The organism is Nocardia carnea (genome assembly GCF_029868325.1).
GTDB lineage: Bacteria > Actinomycetota > Actinomycetes > Mycobacteriales > Mycobacteriaceae > Nocardia > Nocardia carnea_C.
In genome coordinates, this window is the sequence record NZ_JARWNW010000114.1 from 1 (window position 1) to 16,925 (window position 16,925).

The window sequence follows — 16,925 nt, forward strand, 5'->3', positions numbered from 1 at the left end:
TGTTGGACGGCACGACGAACCCCGCCCCGGGCGGATCCCCGGCGGCGGGGTCATCTCGTCGGCAAATGCACTCAGGGTTTCGGTTCAACTCCGGTGTCTTCGACGGCAGCCGTGAACGCATCCCACGCATCCGGTCCGAACTCCTCGTCCGGGCCCGTCACGACCTGGCCGCCGGTCGGGTGTCTCGGCGTCAGGCGGTACGCGAGCCGATCAGCGGGAGCCGGTCCATGGCGGTGCGGGTCAAATCCGTTTCCCCCGCCCGCCCGGGCCGGGCCGGGGGGTCGGCCCGCACCGCGGGCGCCCCGCCGGCCCCGCCGGACTCACTCGGTGGTGAGCTCCGCCGGGATCGGATCGCCATCGGCCAGCGCTTCGAAGAAACGGCTGGCATCGGGCTTCGCCCACAACAGGACGTTGCCGCTGGCGGTATCGGTGAATCCACCGACCGGGACGCTCGTCGCCAGGGTGTCGCCCCGCAACGACCAGCCCAGCCGGGCGAGGTCCCAGATATGGTCGTCGGAGTCGACGGTCAGCGAACGCGCGGTATTACTGGCCATGGGCCACAGCGCGAACGGGTTGGCCAGGGTGGCCGGGCTGGTCGCCTTCTCCAGCAATGCCGAGAGGAACAGTCGCTGATTGTTCATCCGGTCGATATCGGCGAGTGCGGTGGCCCGGCTGCGCACGAAGCCCAGCGCCTGGGGGCCGTTCAATTCTTGACAGCCCGCGGGGATATCGATCCCGGCCAGCGGATCGTTGATGGCCTGCGGTACGCACACATCGATACCGCCCAGCCCGTCCACCACGCCCGCGAAACCGGCGAACCCGATCTCGGCGTAATGATCGATGTGCAGCCCGGTCGCGATCTCCACGGTTTGGGTGAGCAGTGGCGCCCCGCCGAAAGCGAACGCGGCATTGAGTTTGTCCTGGCCGTAACCCGGGATACCGACATAGGAATCACGCGGCAGGCTCACCAGGGTGGTGCGGCCCGAGGGCGGGATATGCACCAGGATGATGGTGTCGGTGCGCGCGTCGCCGACCTCACCGCCTGTGGCCAGGCCTTGCGCCTGTTCGTCGGAGAGACCGGCCCGGCTGTCCGACCCGACGAGCAGCCAGTTGGTGCCCGCGGTGTTACCCACCCGGTCCTCATAGTCGCCGAGCGCGTCGATCCGGGTGAGTGAACCGTCGAGTTTCACGACCGCGTACACCAGCGCGGTGACCAATACCAGCAGGAAAACCAGGACCCATCGGCCGATATGGCGTTTCCGGCGGCGGCGCGGCCGCGGGGCGGCACCGCCGTAAGGCGTATCCCGGCCGGGTGGCGGTGGCCGCCTGCGACCTCCTCGGTCCGGAGCCGGGCGCCGGGTGGGTGCGTACTCGGATTCGCGGTAGGGCACCGGTCGCTGCGTGGGTGCATGCGTGCGCGGACCGGGTTTGCCGCCACGGCCCGGCGTGGGGGGGCGTGCGGGGGCGGCCTGCCGTCCCTCGGGGGCCTGTGAGTACGCCCGGGGCGGTTCGTAGCGTTCGGGGGGCCGGCCGCCCCGGGGCGGGGCCGGACCGCGGCGGATGACCTGCGGCGGTTCGACCGGTGGCCGCCCGCCGTGCGGCGGGGGCGGTACGGGCCGGCGCGCGGGGCCTCGTCCGGGTGCTCCATTCTGCGGCGGCACCCGGCGCATCCGTGGGTCGTCGCCGTTCATCATCATCAGACTGTACTTATCGTTATCGCCGGTGTTCGTCAGCGCCGGTACCGGCCCGACTGCGCCCCAGGTGAGGGCGCCGATCGTGTCCAGCCGGGTTACGCGGCGGACCTCACGGCAGCCACGAAACCCGCCCGCGCAACACTCCGTAACCGATGTAGGCCACGACATCGATCACCGCATGCGCGATGACCAACGGCCACAGCCGGCCGGTGCGCTGCCAATACCGCCCGAAGATCACGCCCATCACGACGTTGCCGATTCCTCCGCCGAGCCCCTGGTAGAGGTGATAGCTGCCACGCAACAGCGCCGAAGCGGCCAGGGCCGAATTATCCGACCAGCCCAGCGCGCGCAGCCTGGTCAGCAGATAGGCGACGACCACGATCTCCTCGGCGCCAGAATTGGCGCAGGCGGACAGCACCAGCGCCGGTAGCCGCCACCAATGGTCGGCCAGTGCGTCCGGCACGATGGTCACATTGATCCCCAGGCCCTGGGCGATGAGATACAGCCCCAAACCGGGAAGCCCGATCACGGCGGCGAGCGCCAGCCCGTGCAGGACATCGGGCCGCAAACGCATCCGGGCCAGCCCGATCACCCGGGGGCCCAGCCCGCTGCGCCACAGCAGGTAGAGCGCGAGCCCCGCCCACGCTGCCAAACGCGCCACACCGAGTAGCTGGAACAGCAGGTCCAGCACCGACTGACTCGTCCGTGACGAATTCAGCGCGACGGTCTGCTCGCCGACACCGCCCGGCGCCAGCGCGCTCTCCAGCAGCGACAGCGCGGCATTCATTCCGCTCAGGCCGAATGTGACACCCAGGACGACGAGGATCTCGAGCCGGATCGCCCGCTGTTCCCGCAGCCGGTCGCCGACCGTCCAACCGCTTTCGCTCATGTACCGAACTTATGGGCCCACTGTCCCCGAGCGCGGCGCGAGGTGCGCGGGCCCACGTGTGTGGCCCGGCGGGTGCGGACTACCGAGTTTCAGATGGAACGCAAACCGTTGAGGAATGGGCAGCCGGCGAGGGTGCGTACCGCCCGGCTCAGCGCTTCGACATCGTCGGCGGGGGTGGCGAAGGGCAGGCGGAAATCGTGGTCGCCGTCGATTCCTTCGATACGAAGGGTGAGGCCATAGCGATCGATGGCCAGTGGGTGGATCCGGCCGTGGCGCAGCCGGGCCGGCAGATGCCGGGCCAACTGTGCGACCACATCGCCGTGATCGGCGTCCAGATGCTGCAACCAGGCCGATTCCATCCCGCAGAACGGGTCGGGGGTGGCGAGCCGCAGATCGTCGACGCAGACCGATTCCGCGCCGGCCGAATCGGCGACGACCGCCGAGTTCAACACCAACCGGAGCAGAGTGGTGGTGTGGCCGATATCGAGCAGGCCGGGATGCGGGTATTCCTCCGCGACCGCGGTGACCAGGGTGCGCTGGGCGCGCGCGGGCACCGCACGGATCCAGCCGCGCAGCCAGACCAGTGCCCGGACCGGTTCGCGCAGCGGCAACGGGGCGTGATCGGTGAGTTCGAGAACGGCGGGTGCACCCGCGACCTGTTCCTGAGCGGCATGGACCGCGGCGCTGTCGTTCGGTACCGCGACCACCACATCGCCGCACTGGCGCAGATAGTGCACCGGGACAGGGATCGGGTCGGTGCCGGGCAGCGCGAGAACGGCCTGTTCGGCGTGTGCGCAGGCGCTGCGGACGCGTTCGGCGGTGGACGGGGCGGGGGCGGTCGGCGCCATCGGTACCTCCAGTGCGGGCGTACCCGACTTCACGATCAATAATTAGGTAAACCTAAGCTAAGTTAAACTCGGGTGCGGCGCAAGGGGATCGCCGCATGAGTCGTCGGCGATGTTCCGCAGCCGGTGGCAGTGGCCGGGCGCCCGGTGGCTACGCCGCCGCCCTGCCTACGATCGAAGAGTGGTCGCGGGCGATTCTGAACCGGTACTGGTGGAGCTGAGCGTTCCCAAACGTGTGGTCGAACGCGGACTGGTGGACGGCCTGGTCGTACCGCCGGGGCAATTCACCGGCGAACGCCGGCTGGACCCGGCCCTGCCGGACGAACGGGTCGCCGACTTCCTGGCCGAGGCCGCTCACCGCCCGGATGGTTTCGTGGCCCGTGCCGAGAACGGCGCACAGGCCCTGGCGGTTCTGGCCGGCATGGTCGCCGCACTGTGCGGCGAGGATATTCGTAAGGCGCTGAACAGCCCGGATACCGAATTCTTGACCGGCCTTTCCACTGGAGCGGCCGACGCCGTCCGGGAAATACTGCTCGGAATCGAGAGCGATACGCCGGTCGAGACCGAGCGCGCGCTTCGCGAGGCATTACGCCCCGCGGAGGCCGGCGGCTGACCTGTCGGGGCAGGCGCGCGAAGTTCCGCATCCGCGCATCCGGGTGCCCGATACCGGAGGCGAGCACACCGCCCGCACAAGTAGGCTCGTAGACGTGCCGCGTATCGCCTATTTCGGTCCGTCCGGAACATTCACCGAGATGGCCCTCGCCGAATTCGAGAGCTCGGGGTCCTTCGACGGGCCGGTCGAGCGGATCGCCGCTCCCAGCCAGGCAGCCGCCCTGGATCTGGTGCGTGCGGGGTCCGCAGCCGCGGCGGTGGTACCCATCGAGAGCTCGGTGGAAGGTTCCATCTCGGCGACCCTGGATTCGCTGGCTCTCGGACCGCGGTTGCAGATCGTCGCCGAAACCGAACTGGAAGTGACGTTCACCATCCTCGCCCGGCCCGGAACCGATATCGCCGCCGTCCGGTCACTGGCTGCCTACCCGGTCGCGCTCGCGCAGGTGCGCAACTGGGTGGCCGATACCTGGACCGATATCTCGATCCACACCTCGAACTCCAACGCCGCGGCCGCGGAAGACGTCCGGGACGGACTCGCGGACGCCGCGGTATCCACCGCACTGGCGGGAGAGCGGCTCGGCTTGGCGGTGCTCGCCGCCGGGGTCGCCGACCACGACCAGGCCGTCACCCGCTTCGTGCTGGTCACCGCGCCGCGCGTGGCACCGGCCCCCACCGGCAGCGACCGCACCTCGATCGTGATCGAGGAACTGCCGAACCTGCCCGGCTCCCTCATGCGTGCCTTCGCCGAATTCTCCACCCGGGGAATCGATCTCACCCGCATCGAATCCCGGCCCACCCGGACCGGTATGGGCACCTACCGCTTCTACCTCGACTGCGTCGGCCATATCGAAGACGCCGCGGTGGCCGAGGCATTGAAGGCGCTGCACCGCACGGCGCATATCCGTTTCCTCGGCTCCTGGCCCGCCACCTCCGCGAACGGCACTCCGCCACCGTCGGACGAGGATGCAGCGCTCTGGTTGACCCAGCTACGCAAAGGGGTGGCCGACCTGTGACCGCCAAACTCATCCTGGTCCGGCACGGTGAAACCGAAGGTAACGTCGCCAAGATCCTGGACACCAAACTGCCCGGCCTGCCGCTCACCGAACGCGGCGCCGCCCAGGCCAAGGCTTTCGGCGAGGGACTGCTGACCCCGCCGCGCGCTCTCTTCCATTCGCATGCACTGCGGGCCCGCCAGACCGCCGGCTATATCGAGGCGGCCACCGGAGTGCGTGCGATCGCCCGCGACGACGTCCACGAGGTACAGCTCGGTGACCTGGACGGATCGGCCAGTCCGGAAGCCCACGAACAGTTCCAGGCGATATACCGGTCCTGGCATGAGGGCAGGCTGACCGAGCGTGTACCCGGCGGCGAATCGGGGCGCGATGTGCTCGACCGCTTCCTGCCCGCCATCGCCGGCCTGCGTGCGGAATTCGAGCTGGAAGCCGGTGGCGGCGGCGATGTTCTGGTGGTGACCCACGGTGCGGCCATGCGGCTGCTGGGCCGTGAACTGGCCGGGGTGGCACCGCCCTTCACCACCAACAATCATCTGGACAACACCGAGACGATCGAATTGGTCGCGCGGCCCGGGGGTGGCTGGGAATGTGTCCGCTGGGGCAGGTTCGCGCCGCCGTTCGGCGGTAAGGCCGAATTCGGCGCCGACGATCCCATGGGGTAGCGAGCGATCCCCAGGCGCCAGGACGCTTTGTGCCTTCCGCGTTGCGATCGCCCACGTCCCCTGCGCGGCGTCTCCTGGAAGTGGGGCTGCATCTCAGTGGATGCGGCCCCACTCCCGGACGCCACCCGGAGACGCCCAGGACCCGGCCTCGCCTTCTGCCGACCGTGAGCAACGCCCAGGCGTGAATCGGCTTCGACCGGCCGGGTTTCTCAGGCCAGCGCAGGGTTGGCCGGGAATTCCGAACGCTCGGGCAGCGAATTGATCAGATCCTGCAGGGCGATTCGCAGTCGGGCATCCGTACCGCTGCTGAACGATGTCCATTTGGTTCCGTCGTCCGCAACGCTGGCGGTGGCGATGAAACGGCCCGCCCGCGTATTGAATACGGCGATATGGTTGTCGGCGACATCGCGACTCGCGTCCCCGTAGACAACCCCGACGATTTCGGCGTGCGATTCGCAATGCGCCATGGCCGATGCGATGGTCTGCGCATCCCGGGCGGGATTGCCGACCTTCGCCAGCCGGGCCGCAGTGGCCGCCGGATCCCCGGTGTCGTCGAAAATCGGCACGAGGTGTTCGGTGGGCGCGTTCATCCCGGTCAGCTCCAGCGGTTCGGCGTGGCCGAGCGCCGCGATCACCGGGCCGGGCAGATCCTCGCCGGCTTCGTCGATCATGTACGACTCCGGGCCACGAAGGGCGATGGTCAGCAGATCATCGCCCTTCGCCAGGCACATCCGGCTCGCCTGACCGCCGACGAAGAGCCGTAGCGCGACCACCCAGTGCGGCCGGTACAGGCCACGCAGCCGGTCGGCGAGATCCGGATGGATACGATCACCGTCGAGCAGGTCCCGTTCGATCAGCAACTGCTCGGCGGCGTTCATCGCCCTGTCGTGGTCGACCTCGTTGTCGTAGCGACCCCGCGCGTCGAGCACGACGGGAACCTCGTCGATCTCCAGTTTCTCCAGGAGATACTGCATTTCGTCGAGCGACAGATGGATCGCCGCGAGCATGGACGCCCCGCGCCCCCCACCCAGCACCGTCACTTGTCCGACCGCTGGGGTTCGGCGCCGATGACGCCGTCCGCGATGTATCGGCCGTCGGCGAAGTGATCACCGCGCAGGTAATCGGCTGCGTCGTGGTCCTGCTCGTCCTCACCGTTGGCGCGGGCGTTGCCCATCAGCGGGCTTCCGGGGCCGGTACCGGTGGGCCGTACGGGGGCGGCCTCACCGCGTGTCACGGCGACGGATTCGGTGGCGGGTGCGGCGCCGCCGGCGGGCGGTGCGCCCCAGCCCTCGGGCACCTTGAGCCCACCGTTGTTCAGGCCGAGGCTGGAACCGGGCACACCACCGGCCCGGGTCGTGGCCGCGGCGGTGGATGCCGCTACCGCGCCGGTGACCATGCCGGGCATCGGCGCCACCGATGCCGGCGCCGAGGTGGTGGTGGCCGCCGCGATCGCGTTCGCGCCCAGATTGCCGACCGTGGTGACACCGGTACTCGCCACCGAACCGGCGACATTCGCCGCCTGGGTGACCGCGCTCGCGACGCCGGGGTTCTGTGCCAGCGCACTACCCGCCGCGGCCAGCATCTTCACCGGATCGCCGTTGGCTTCCTTCATGGCATCCTCGGCGGGACCCGGATCGGCCGTGCCGGCGCCGTTGGCGATCGGCGGCGGATTCAGGAATTCGCCCGGCGTCAGCACCAGCGCGGTAATGGCCGCCTCGTAGGTCTCCATGGTGAGCGCGGCACGCAGATCCAGCGCGGCCTTGGCGGCCTCCGCGATCTCGGAGCTGCCGTTGAGTACACCGCCGGTGGTGTGGGCCGCGGCGCGGGCCGCATTCACCGCCGCGATCTCCGGCAGGCTCGGCATGGCGATCGAGGCCACGGTGTAGGCGGTGGCCTGCGAGGCGGCCTTGGTGCCCAGGGCCGCGGACATGGCACCCTGCTGCTGCGCCCAGCCGGTGAAACCGACCAGGCGGGCCAGGGCGCCGATACCGTTGACGCTCTGCATACCGACGCCGAGTTCGGCCATCACCCGGACCACGGTGGCGTTGGCGTCGACCCATGCCGTGGTGAGTGCGCCCCACGCGGTGGCGGCCGCGGACATCGGGATGGCGTGCGATCCCGCGTTCAGTGCGATCGAATTCCCCTCGGCGAGTCTGGGCAGCCAGAACACTCCGGTGATACCTGCGGTCATGCTTGTTTCTCCCCTTGTGAACTATCGCTGATACTTCGGCGGTCGCGCCACGCGCGCTCGTGGTCTGCGCCGCGGTGCGGCGCGTTTGCGATCATCGGTGGCTAGGCGCTGATCGCGCCGAACGGTGCGCCGGTGAGCGTCAGTACGCCGGCCGAAGCCGCGTCCTGGGCGAGGTATCCGGCGAGCTGGGTACGCAGGATCGCGGCGGTGTGGTGCAGTTCGAGAACTGCCTGCGCAAGCGAGGTCTGGTGGGTGGCGGCACCCTTGTTCATATGCATCGCACCGTGTATCGACGCCTCGTCGGCGCCGGACGGCGCGACATAGGTGGCGGGTACGGTGGCCGCGGCGACCCCGGCCAGGCGGTCGGCGAGCAGGTCCAGTTCGACCGCTGCGGCAAGGATGAGCTCAGGTGTGACACCGACATTGCCAATCATGTCCTCGACTCCTTCTTGTGGCGGCTCTTGGGCGGAACCACGAGAATTCCCCCTACGAGTACATTGGACGCGATACCCCCGCGAGCGGTTCCATCGAATCCAGAACTTCTTCCGGTGCGGTCCGGCGCCGCGCCCGTGCATCCCCTGTCGGCGCGTCGCGTAGACCAGGCTTAGCTTAACCCCATCCCAACTGATGGAGCCGGTCTTCGTCAATCCCGAAATAGTGTGCGATTTCGTGGATCACGGTGATCCGTACCTCCTCCACCACTTCGTCCTCGTCGGCGCAGATCGACAACAGGGCCTCCCGGTAGATGGTGATCGTATCGGGAAGCGAACCGCCGTAATGACTGTCGCGCTCGGTGAGCGCGATCCCGTGGTAGAGCCCCAGCAGGTGCGGATCGTCGGGGTTACGCGGTTCGATCAGCACGACCACGTTGTCGATGGCCCGGGACAACTCCGGCGGGATCAAGTCCAGTGCATCCCCGACGAGCTCTTCGAAACGGGCCTCCGACATGGTGACCGGCACAGTGACGCTCCGTCTCAGCGCGGCGCGGGCCGCGGTTCCGGCTGCGGGGGCAGCGGCGCCGCACCCGGCAGCGGGGTGGGGGTGGAGCGGCCCGAGTTCGGCGGCGGCACCGGTTCCTGACCGTCGATCAGGATGCGGCCCCGGGCCGGACCCACAATCGGTGCGAAACCTTCCTGATCCGCGCCCTTTCCGACCATACAGTTCAACTTCCGGCTACCGGCCAGCCAGCTGCGCGCGTCGATGAAATCGAAGAACACCGTCAAAGTCTTGTCCCGCAGCACGTGCGGGCCGCCGAGATAGTCGTTGGTGGTCCGGCCGCATTCCTCTTCCAAAAAATTGTCCTGGTCTTCTTTGGACGGCGGTCCGCCGGGGAATCGGGCGGACAGATCGACCGTGGAGGCGATTTCGACAGCGTGTTCCTGGGTGCAGTCGACAGGATCGGTCGGCAGGTTCTGGCTGATCCCGAGGCAGACGCCCGGCTCGTACACCTTGGACTGGTCGCCTTCGGCCACGCGGCCGGTATTGGGCAGCGGGTTGCCGCTCAGTCCGGGCACCTGCAGACCGCAGCGCAGGATGCGATCGCCGGAGTTGTTCCAGCCGTCGTTGCTCGGATACATCAATCCCACCGCGTACTTGCCGCGCGGATCGAACCGGCCGTTGAGGTAGCGCTGGGCCGCCGGCACACAATGTTCCTCGCGGAGTTCGGTGAGCCGCAGCGAATCCGGCCAGACGGCGCCGGGCCCGAATTCCGCGCCGGGGTAGCGGCTCAGATCGACGGTATCGGTGACCTCGAACAAATGCTCCTCGGCGCAATCGAGTTCCACCAGGTCCGAATGGTCCGGTTTGGTCCAGGTGAGGCAATCGCCCGGAGCTACCGATGCGAATACCTTGTCCGCCTTGGCGACCGCCCCGCCCGGACTGCGTGCCTGCAGGTTCGAATCGTTGTCGAACCCGCTGAGCATCAGCGTGGCCAGCGCCGCGACGATCGCGCCGACGGCAACCGCGAGCAGGCTCCAGCGCAACCGCGGCGCGGCGATCCGTTTGGGCTTGCCTTTGCCGTCCGGACGCACGCCCGGACGCGAACCCGCCGGCCCCGGCCGTTTCCCCTGGCGCGGGGAGCGGACCGCCGCGGGATCGTGGTCCGGCATTTCTGGGGATGCCGGATCACCGGACCGGGGCCGCGCGGTATCGGTCTTGCGACCGCGGCCCGGGCGGGCGGTACGCGAGCGCAACGATTGCCCGCCACGGAGGCCGGGCCGGTTTGCAGGCTCATTTTCGGAGGACATCGCGGTCCATCATGGCAGCGCCACACCCGAACGTGCCACGAACCCGGCCGATCGGTATGGCGTACTTGTGCGAGGAGCCGCGAAACGGCCGCGGGGCCGATGGGGGAGATACTCGGTTGAGGCCGGAAAACCGGGCCCATTACGCTGGTCAGCCATGATCGACCTCCGACTCCTGCGCGATGATCCCGAGTTGGTCCGCGCCTCGCAGCGAGCCCGGGGCGAGGACCCGGCACTCGTCGACGCGCTGCTCACGGCCGATAGTGCGCGCCGGTCCGCGATCGCCACTGCCGATAAACTGCGGGCCGAGCACAAGGCCATGGGCAAGCAGGTCGGTAAGGCGAGCAAGGAAGAGCGCCCGGCGCTACTGGAGCAGGCGCAGCAGATGTCGGCCGAGGTGAAGAAGGCCGAGACAGCGCAGCACACCGCCGAGGCAGAACTGCAGGAAGCGCACCGGGCGATCTCGAATATCGTCCAGGACGGCGCGCCGGCCGGTGGTGAGGACGATTTCGTCCTGCTCGAGACCGTCGGCGACGTGCCCGAATTCGATTTCACGCCGCGCGACCACCTGGATCTCGGCGAAGCCCTGGGCGTGCTCGATATGGAACGCGGGGCCAAGGTATCCGGCTCGCGGTTCTATTTCCTCACCGGCTACGGCGCGTTGCTACAGCTCGGATTGTTGCAGTTGGCGGCGCAGCGCGCGGTGGCCAACGGTTTCACGATGATGATCCCGCCGGTGCTGGTCCGCCCGGAGATCATGGCGGGCACCGGATTCCTCGGTCAGCATTCGGCCGAGGTGTATCACCTCGAGGAAGACGATCTGTACCTGGTCGGCACCTCCGAGGTGCCGCTGGCCGGATACCACTCCGGCGAAATCCTGGACCTCGGTGCCGGGCCCAAACGCTATGCGGGCTGGTCGTCGTGTTTCCGCCGGGAGGCCGGCAGCTACGGCAAGGACACCCGGGGCATCATCCGGGTACACCAGTTCGACAAGGTCGAGATGTTCGTCTACTGCCGGCCCGAGGATGCCGACGCCGAACACCAGCGGCTGCTGGCCTGGGAGCGCGATATGCTCGCCGCCCTCGATGTGCCGTACCGGATCATCGATGTCGCCGCGGGCGATCTGGGCAGTTCGGCCGCCCGGAAATTCGACTGTGAGGCCTGGGTGCCCAGCCAGGGCACCTACCGCGAACTCACCTCGACCTCGAACTGCACCACCTTCCAGGCGCGCAGGCTTTCGGTCCGTTATCGCGACGAGAACGGGAAACCGCAGATCGCGGCGACGCTGAACGGAACGCTGGCCACCACCCGGTGGCTGGTCGCACTGCTGGAGAACCATCAGCAGGCCGACGGTTCGGTCCGGGTGCCCGCCGCTCTGGTGCCGTTCGTGGGTACCGATGTGCTGACCCCGGTGGGCTGAGCGGTTCGGTTCACCGGTTTCGGGGTACTCGATATCCCCGGTTGGGTCGCCGCGCAGTGAACTCGTTGTTTAGGCTGTTCATCGTGCGAGGAAGCGGGTCTCGTGGCGATACCCGGACGCGGGTACGGGCCGCGTCGGGTGTGGCGACGGCCATGGTCATGTCCCGGACCACCGGGGCGTTCTATGTCATGGGTGGTGCGCTGGGTCTCCTGGTGACGGCCATCGCGCCCACCCAGGTGCTGTATCCGGGCGACGAGGGCAATCGCGTCCTGGTGGGCTCGGCCGCGGCCGTGGCGCTCTTGCTGGGGATAAGCTTGCTCGGCTGGGGTCCGCGGATGCCGCATTGGCTGCACCACGGCTACGTCGTGCTCGCGACCGTTCTGGTGACCATCGCCGTGCACTCGTTCCCCAATACCGTCGCCGCGATCACCCTGGCCTCGTTCTACGTTTTCGTCGCCTGTGACGCCGCGCTGTTCTTCGCCTGGACGCAGGCCGCGGCCCATATCGCCCTCTGTATGGCGCTGTGCCTGTGGGTACTGCCGACGCGGACGGGGCTGCCGTGGTGGTCGGGCTTGATTCCGGCGGGGATCACCTTCGGCGTCGGGGTCGTGGTGGGCATCCTCACCCGGATGGCGTCGGAGGCCGATATCGACACGCTGACCGGGTTGCTGAACCGGCGCGGGTTCGACCGGGCCCTGAACACCGCCATCGAACAGGCCGACCGCTCCGGTCAGGCACTGGCGCTGGTGCTGGTCGATCTGGACCGCTTCCAGAAGGTCAACGATCACCTCGGCCATCGCGCCGGTGACGCGGTGCTGCAGAAGGTCGCCGATACCTGGGCCGGACTGCTGGGACCTGGCCAGCGGCTGGCCCGCTACGGCGGCGATGTCTTCGCGGCGCTGCTGCCGGGCACCACCGAACAGGCCGCCATCCTGCTCACCGAGCAGTTGCGGGCCGCGGTGAGCACCGGTTGCTCGGCGGGCGTCACCTCCTGGCAGACCGGGGAATCGGCCTCCCTGCTGGTGAGTCGTGCCGATGTGGGCCTCTACCGGGCCAAGCAGTCCGGCCGTAACCGGACGGTATTGGAATCGGGGCATCGCACACCCCTGGCGGTCGAACTGCGCGAAGCCATCGACAACGGCACCCTCGACGTGCACTACCAGCCGATCGTCAGCCTCAGCGACGGCGGCGAGAAGGCGGTCGGGGTGGAGGCGCTGCTGCGGTGGTCGTCGAGCGCGCAACCGGATGTCACCACCGAAGGCCTGATCCGGGTGGCCGAGGAGTACGACCTCATCGCCGACCTGGACGAACTGGTGTTGCGCCGGGCCTGCGCCGACGCCGCCCAATTGCAGGAAACGTTCGCCGCACTGGACCTCACCCTGAACGTGAACGTCAGCGGGCTGGAACTCGCCGAAACCGGGTACGCGGACAAGGTCGCCGGAATCCTGGACAGCACCGGCTGGGCCGCGGATCAGCTGGTGCTCGAGGTGACCGAAACCGAACTGGCCGCCGAATCCGATACCGCGATCGCGAATCTGCACACGCTGCGCGACCGGGGCGTGCGGATCGCCATCGACGATTTCGGTACCGGCTACTCCTCGCTCAGCCGGTTGGCGACCCTGCCCAGCGATATCATCAAGGTCGATCAGTCGTTCGTGGCCGCCATCCGCTCCGATTCCCCGGCCCCGCCGCTGCTGGGTGTGATCGCGGCGCTGAGCAAATCGCTGGACCTGCAGGTCATCGCCGAAGGTGTGGAAACCGAACACCAGGCGGCCGTGCTCACCGAGCTGGGTTTCGCCCTGGCCCAGGGATACCACTACAGCGATTCGCATCCGGTGGCCGATCTGATCAGCGATATGAACCGGGGGCTGGGTGCCGCGAATACCCGAGCGCTCAGCATCGGCTCGGAAGCACAGAACGGCTGGATACCGCTCTGAGTCACCCCGGCCACGGCCGGTGATTCACCGGACCGGGCGCCGTGCGGCGATGAGCCACCCCGGCTCGGTAAAGGTCTTGACCCGAGGCCCCGCTGCCGGAAAGCTGACCGTATGCGTTTGGTCATCTACAACTGTTGACGCCGACGGGTGAGTTCCGGGCGGAATACCGGACTGCGCGCGCTGACGCTGCGCGCAACGCTGTTCGCCGCGACCGGAGATCTGATCCCGTACTACGCGCTGTACGCGCTGCTCTTCGCCGACCACGGATTCGGTCCGGGACAGATTTCGCTGCTGCTCGCGCTCTGGTCGGTGACGGCCTTCGTCTGTGAGATCCCCTCCGGGGCCTGGGCGGATACCGTCTCGCGGCGTGGCCTGCTGGTCCTCAACGGTTTCCTGATGGCTGCGGGATTCCTGCTGTGGACGGTGGCGCCCTCGTTTCTCGGCTTCGCGCTGGGCTTCGTGCTGTGGGGTGTGGCGGGTGCGTTGCGGTCGGGAACATTCGAAGCTCTGCTCTACGACGAACTCACCGTGCGGGGTGAATCCCGTGCCTATGCCCGCGTTATCGGTTACACCCGGTCGGCGAGCGAATTCAGTGCGGTGCTCGCGATACTCGCCGCGACTCCGCTGTACCTGTGGGGTGGTTACGCCCTGGTCGGCTGGGCCAGCGTCGGCTGCGCGGTCGTGCACACGGCCCTGGCCCGGAGCCTGCCTGCGGCGCCGAAATCGGTGTCGGCGGCCGAGGTCGCCGAACTGGAAGAAGACGATAGCGGCGGAGCCGAATCGGAGACGGCGGATCCGGCCGCGCTCACGCCGAGTCCGCGACCCGCCACCGCCGACCCCGCTGCCGCCGGATACGGGTCGGTCCGCAGGTATCTGCACATGCTGCGGACCGGTGTCACCGAAGCGGTGCGCATCCGGCGGGTGCGGTTCGGTGTAGGGCTTCTCGCGCTGTTGTACGGGATCACCGCCTTCGACGAATACTTCGGCCTGCTCGCCGGTGCGGCCGGTGCCGCCACTTCGGTGGTGCCTGTACTGGTGGGCGTCACCGTCGTCGGGTCGTTGCTCGGTTCGCTGCTGGCCGGCCGGACCGAAGCAATGCGCGCCCGCACCATGGCCGGTGCACTGTGCGCGGCCGCGGTCCTCTTCGGTGCGGGCGCACTGCTCGCCGGTGCGGCGAGCCGCTGGCCGGGGGCTGTATATGTGCTCGCCGGCCTCGGTTTCGCGGCGCTGGCTGTTTCCTACGGCATCGTCTACAACGCGGGTATCGTCGCCGAAGCACGGTTACAGGACTCCATCACCGGTCCGGCGCGGGCGACCGTGATGTCGGTTGCCGGGCTGTCGGAGGAATTGGTTTCCCTGGCGGTGTTCGGCTTCGTCGGCCTGATGGCGATGTGGTTGCCGATCTCCTCGACGCTCGCGCTGCTGGGTATCGCCCTCGCCGCGATCGCTGTCCTGACGCCGGCGTGGTTACCGGCGGGGGCCCGACTCCACGGAACATCGCCGGAAGCCGACCATCGGGCCACGGGAACCGCACCCGGCCCGGGGCGCTGAACACCGACAGCTGCTCGAGATGGTCCACACCTCCCGCACATCGACCTTCTCGGCCGGCCGGCGCCGGGCAGAGGTGCACGCGACGCTTCGATTCGGCGATCCGTACCGATCGCTGTTTCGGCCGGTGGCGTGCGGGAACGCAGCGGTACGCACCAAAGGTGCCTGCCTCCGCGGCCCGGCGGTGCAACCAGCGTGCGCATAGCAGTGCTCAGCAGCGCTCGACCGACGTCCGGTGCCGATAGAGAACCGACGTTCGGCGGATTTCGGGAGCCTGTCCGTATCTGCGCAGTGATCGGTTGGTCCCGTCTCCGATACTCGCCGTGTGGCCCGCATTGTTCGCCGAGCGGCGTGGGTGGACCGAGTTGTCCGGACGCATGGTGGAGAGCGGGATCGGGCCCGGACAGCCGGCGCTCTTCGCGGTCGGCAAAGGGCAGGCGCACCCCGCCCACGCGCGGCCGAGCGTATGCCGGTCCTCCGTCAGCGTCCGAAGCGCAGGAGTCGCCGTCGGTAGGGTTCCGATCATGGTGTTGCGGCGGTGGGGCCTCGGGCTGGGATTGCTGATCGGGGCCGGGGTCGCGGTGCAGGGGCGGATCAACGGGGAACTCGGTGCGCGGCTGGAAGACGGTGTCGCGGCGGCAGTGGTGAGTTTCGGGAGTGGGTTCGTGCTGCTGCTGATCGCGGTGGCACTGAGCGCCCGGCTACGTGCCGGCCTCCGCGGAGTACGGAGCGCCTTGGCCGCGGGGGAGTTGAGGTACTGGCAGTTGCTCGGTGGGCTGTGCGGGGCGTTGTTCGTGGCGAGTCAATCGTTGGCCGTGGCCGCCGTCGGTGTCACGGCGTTCACCGTGGGCGCGGTATCCGGGCAGTTGGTGAGCAGTCTGGTCGTGGACCGGCTGGGGATCGGGCCGCAGGGCCGTTCCCCGGTGACCGCGGCTCGGCTCGGCGGCGCGGTCCTGGCGGTGGGGGCGGTGCTGCTGGCCGCATCCGGCGGGGCGGGGACCGGTGCGGCGACGACGGCATCGTGGCTCGGTGATACTGCCGGGCCGGTGCTGCTCGTCCTCCCGGTGCTGGCGGGGATCGGGCTGGCATGGCAGCAGGCGTGGAACGGGCGGGTCGGTACGTCCGGCAGCCCGTTCGCCGCCACCGTGATCAACTTCGGTATCGGCCTGCTGGGTCTTCTCGTCATCGAAGCACTGGTGCTGGTCCGGATCGGACCTCCCGCCGAATTCCCCCGCGAACCCTGGCTCTACCTGGGCGGTGCGATCGGGGTGCTGTTCATTGCGGCCGGGGTGCTGGTCGTGCGCTGGGTCGGGGTGCTGCTGATGGGTCTCAGCACCGTGGCCGGTCAGCTCACGACCTCGGTGCTGCTCGACTGGCTCCTGCCCGCGGGCGCTCCGCTGTCGCCGGCGAAGCTGGTCGGCTGCGGGCTCACCCTCGCCGCGGTGGTCGTCGCGACCCTGCAAACCGGGCATCTCGACTCCGGCGCGAACGCGGGACCGCCACGGATACGTAATCGGGCCGACGAGCAGGAAGGGAAACGGTACTAGCCCGAGCATCCGTCGAACCGGTGGCACAGAAACGAGCCCGGCTGCGGCGACCCGCCCACTCCACTGCGGGCGACCACCACCGCGATCCGGCCTATCCGGCCCGGTTGGTCCGTCCGGTCACGGCTGGTCCATCGACCGGGCGACCACAGGTCGCAGTCGAACCGGCGACAACAGGTTGACCTACGGCGGCCCCGATTCGGGTGTGCGAGGCGGGTGCGTTCTCTGCGCTGTCAACCCGCGCTCGTCCCAACCGGCCCGGTCACTCCACGCCTGCAGGAAGTCCGGGGCGAACATCGGGGCGTCCGGGAGCTCGGGGATATCGAA

Annotated in this window: 15 protein-coding genes; 7 read left to right on the forward strand and 8 right to left on the reverse strand. The window is 68.7% G+C overall.

Going from position 1 to position 16,925, the window contains the following annotated elements; genetic code table 11:
• Positions 1 to 320 precede the first annotated feature (320 nt).
• The 3 genes from QH196_RS08160 to QH196_RS08170 all read right to left on the reverse strand — a co-directional run bounded on the left by QH196_RS08160 (position 321) and on the right by QH196_RS08170 (position 3,431).
• Positions 321 to 1,670 carry an LCP family protein gene (locus QH196_RS08160; RefSeq protein WP_432279453.1) on the reverse strand — a complete coding sequence of 450 codons (1,350 nt, stop codon included), beginning with the start codon at positions 1,668 to 1,670 and terminating at the stop codon, positions 321 to 323.
• Positions 1,671 to 1,803: 133 nt separating this feature from the next.
• Entirely contained in the window at positions 1,804 to 2,583 is a 780-nt protein-coding gene (locus QH196_RS08165) for a CPBP family intramembrane glutamic endopeptidase (RefSeq protein ID WP_280415145.1), read from the reverse strand.
• Between the two features lie 89 nt (positions 2,584 to 2,672).
• On the reverse strand, positions 2,673 to 3,431 hold the full coding sequence (locus tag QH196_RS08170) for a DUF2470 domain-containing protein (RefSeq protein ID WP_280415159.1): 759 nt from the start codon (positions 3,429 to 3,431) through the stop codon (positions 2,673 to 2,675).
• A gap of 178 nt (positions 3,432 to 3,609) precedes the next feature.
• On the opposite strand from QH196_RS08170, the gene QH196_RS08175 reads away from it, so the two are divergent.
• From QH196_RS08175 to QH196_RS08185, 3 genes are all read left to right on the forward strand, one after another.
• A complete protein-coding gene (locus tag QH196_RS08175) occupies positions 3,610 to 4,041 on the forward strand; it encodes a hypothetical protein (RefSeq protein ID WP_280415146.1) in 432 nt (143 codons plus the stop codon).
• Positions 4,042 to 4,135: 94 nt separating this feature from the next.
• Positions 4,136 to 5,053: a prephenate dehydratase gene (gene pheA / locus QH196_RS08180; protein WP_280415147.1), complete on the forward strand. Its 918-nt coding sequence runs from the start codon at positions 4,136 to 4,138 to the stop codon at positions 5,051 to 5,053.
• A complete protein-coding gene (locus tag QH196_RS08185) occupies positions 5,050 to 5,715 on the forward strand; it encodes a histidine phosphatase family protein (RefSeq protein ID WP_280415148.1) in 666 nt (221 codons plus the stop codon). Before pheA ends, QH196_RS08185 begins: the two co-directional genes overlap by 4 nt.
• Positions 5,716 to 5,924: 209 nt before the next feature.
• Here the strand turns inward: QH196_RS08185 and QH196_RS08190 are convergent, their stop codons facing one another.
• The 5 genes from QH196_RS08190 to QH196_RS08210 form a co-directional block, all read right to left on the reverse strand.
• Positions 5,925 to 6,755, reverse strand: coding sequence for an ESX secretion-associated protein EspG (locus QH196_RS08190; protein WP_280415149.1), 831 nt, complete (start codon positions 6,753 to 6,755; stop codon positions 5,925 to 5,927).
• Entirely contained in the window at positions 6,752 to 7,906 is a 1,155-nt protein-coding gene (locus tag QH196_RS08195) for a PPE domain-containing protein (RefSeq protein ID WP_280415150.1), read from the reverse strand. The genes QH196_RS08190 and QH196_RS08195 overlap by 4 nt, the downstream gene beginning before the upstream one ends.
• A gap of 101 nt (positions 7,907 to 8,007) precedes the next feature.
• A complete protein-coding gene (locus QH196_RS08200; RefSeq protein ID WP_280415151.1) occupies positions 8,008 to 8,340 on the reverse strand; it encodes a PE family protein in 333 nt (110 codons plus the stop codon).
• A gap of 175 nt (positions 8,341 to 8,515) precedes the next feature.
• Positions 8,516 to 8,866 carry a metallopeptidase family protein gene (locus tag QH196_RS08205; protein WP_280415152.1) on the reverse strand — a complete coding sequence of 117 codons (351 nt, stop codon included), beginning with the start codon at positions 8,864 to 8,866 and terminating at the stop codon, positions 8,516 to 8,518.
• Between the two features lie 14 nt (positions 8,867 to 8,880).
• Positions 8,881 to 9,936, reverse strand: a complete 1,056-nt coding sequence (locus QH196_RS08210) for a septum formation family protein (RefSeq protein ID WP_280415153.1) — start codon at positions 9,934 to 9,936, stop codon at positions 8,881 to 8,883.
• A gap of 370 nt (positions 9,937 to 10,306) precedes the next feature.
• On the opposite strand from QH196_RS08210, the gene serS reads away from it, so the two are divergent.
• The 4 genes from serS (at position 10,307) to QH196_RS08230 (ending at position 16,601) form a co-directional block, all read left to right on the forward strand.
• A complete protein-coding gene (gene serS / locus QH196_RS08215) occupies positions 10,307 to 11,569 on the forward strand; it encodes a serine--tRNA ligase (protein ID WP_280415154.1) in 1,263 nt (420 codons plus the stop codon).
• A gap of 83 nt (positions 11,570 to 11,652) precedes the next feature.
• Complete coding sequence (locus QH196_RS08220; RefSeq protein WP_280415155.1) at positions 11,653 to 13,506, forward strand: putative bifunctional diguanylate cyclase/phosphodiesterase; 1,854 nt, start codon at positions 11,653 to 11,655, stop codon at positions 13,504 to 13,506.
• A 147-nt stretch (positions 13,507 to 13,653) separates the two neighbouring features.
• Positions 13,654 to 15,057: an MFS transporter gene (locus QH196_RS08225; RefSeq protein WP_280415156.1), complete on the forward strand. Its 1,404-nt coding sequence runs from the start codon at positions 13,654 to 13,656 to the stop codon at positions 15,055 to 15,057.
• 521 nt (positions 15,058 to 15,578) lie between these two features.
• A complete protein-coding gene (locus QH196_RS08230; protein ID WP_280415157.1) occupies positions 15,579 to 16,601 on the forward strand; it encodes a DMT family transporter in 1,023 nt (340 codons plus the stop codon).
• Positions 16,602 to 16,925 lie beyond the last annotated feature (324 nt).

Bases quoted from the DNA above. Each gene is read 5' to 3' on its own strand.
- serS (WP_280415154.1), top strand. From the start codon at position 10,307: ATGATCGACCTCCGACTCCTGCGCGATGATCCCGAGTTGGTCCGCGCC.
- QH196_RS08170 (WP_280415159.1), bottom strand. From the start codon at position 3,431: ATGGCGCCGACCGCCCCCGCCCCGTCCACCGCCGAACGCGTCCGCAGC.
- QH196_RS08200 (WP_280415151.1), bottom strand. From the start codon at position 8,340: ATGATTGGCAATGTCGGTGTCACACCTGAGCTCATCCTTGCCGCAGCG.
- QH196_RS08230 (WP_280415157.1), top strand. From the start codon at position 15,579: ATGGTGTTGCGGCGGTGGGGCCTCGGGCTGGGATTGCTGATCGGGGCC.
- QH196_RS08160 (WP_432279453.1), bottom strand. From the start codon at position 1,670: ATGCGCCGGGTGCCGCCGCAGAATGGAGCACCCGGACGAGGCCCCGCG.
- QH196_RS08165 (WP_280415145.1), bottom strand. From the start codon at position 2,583: ATGAGCGAAAGCGGTTGGACGGTCGGCGACCGGCTGCGGGAACAGCGG.
- QH196_RS08195 (WP_280415150.1), bottom strand. From the start codon at position 7,906: ATGACCGCAGGTATCACCGGAGTGTTCTGGCTGCCCAGACTCGCCGAG.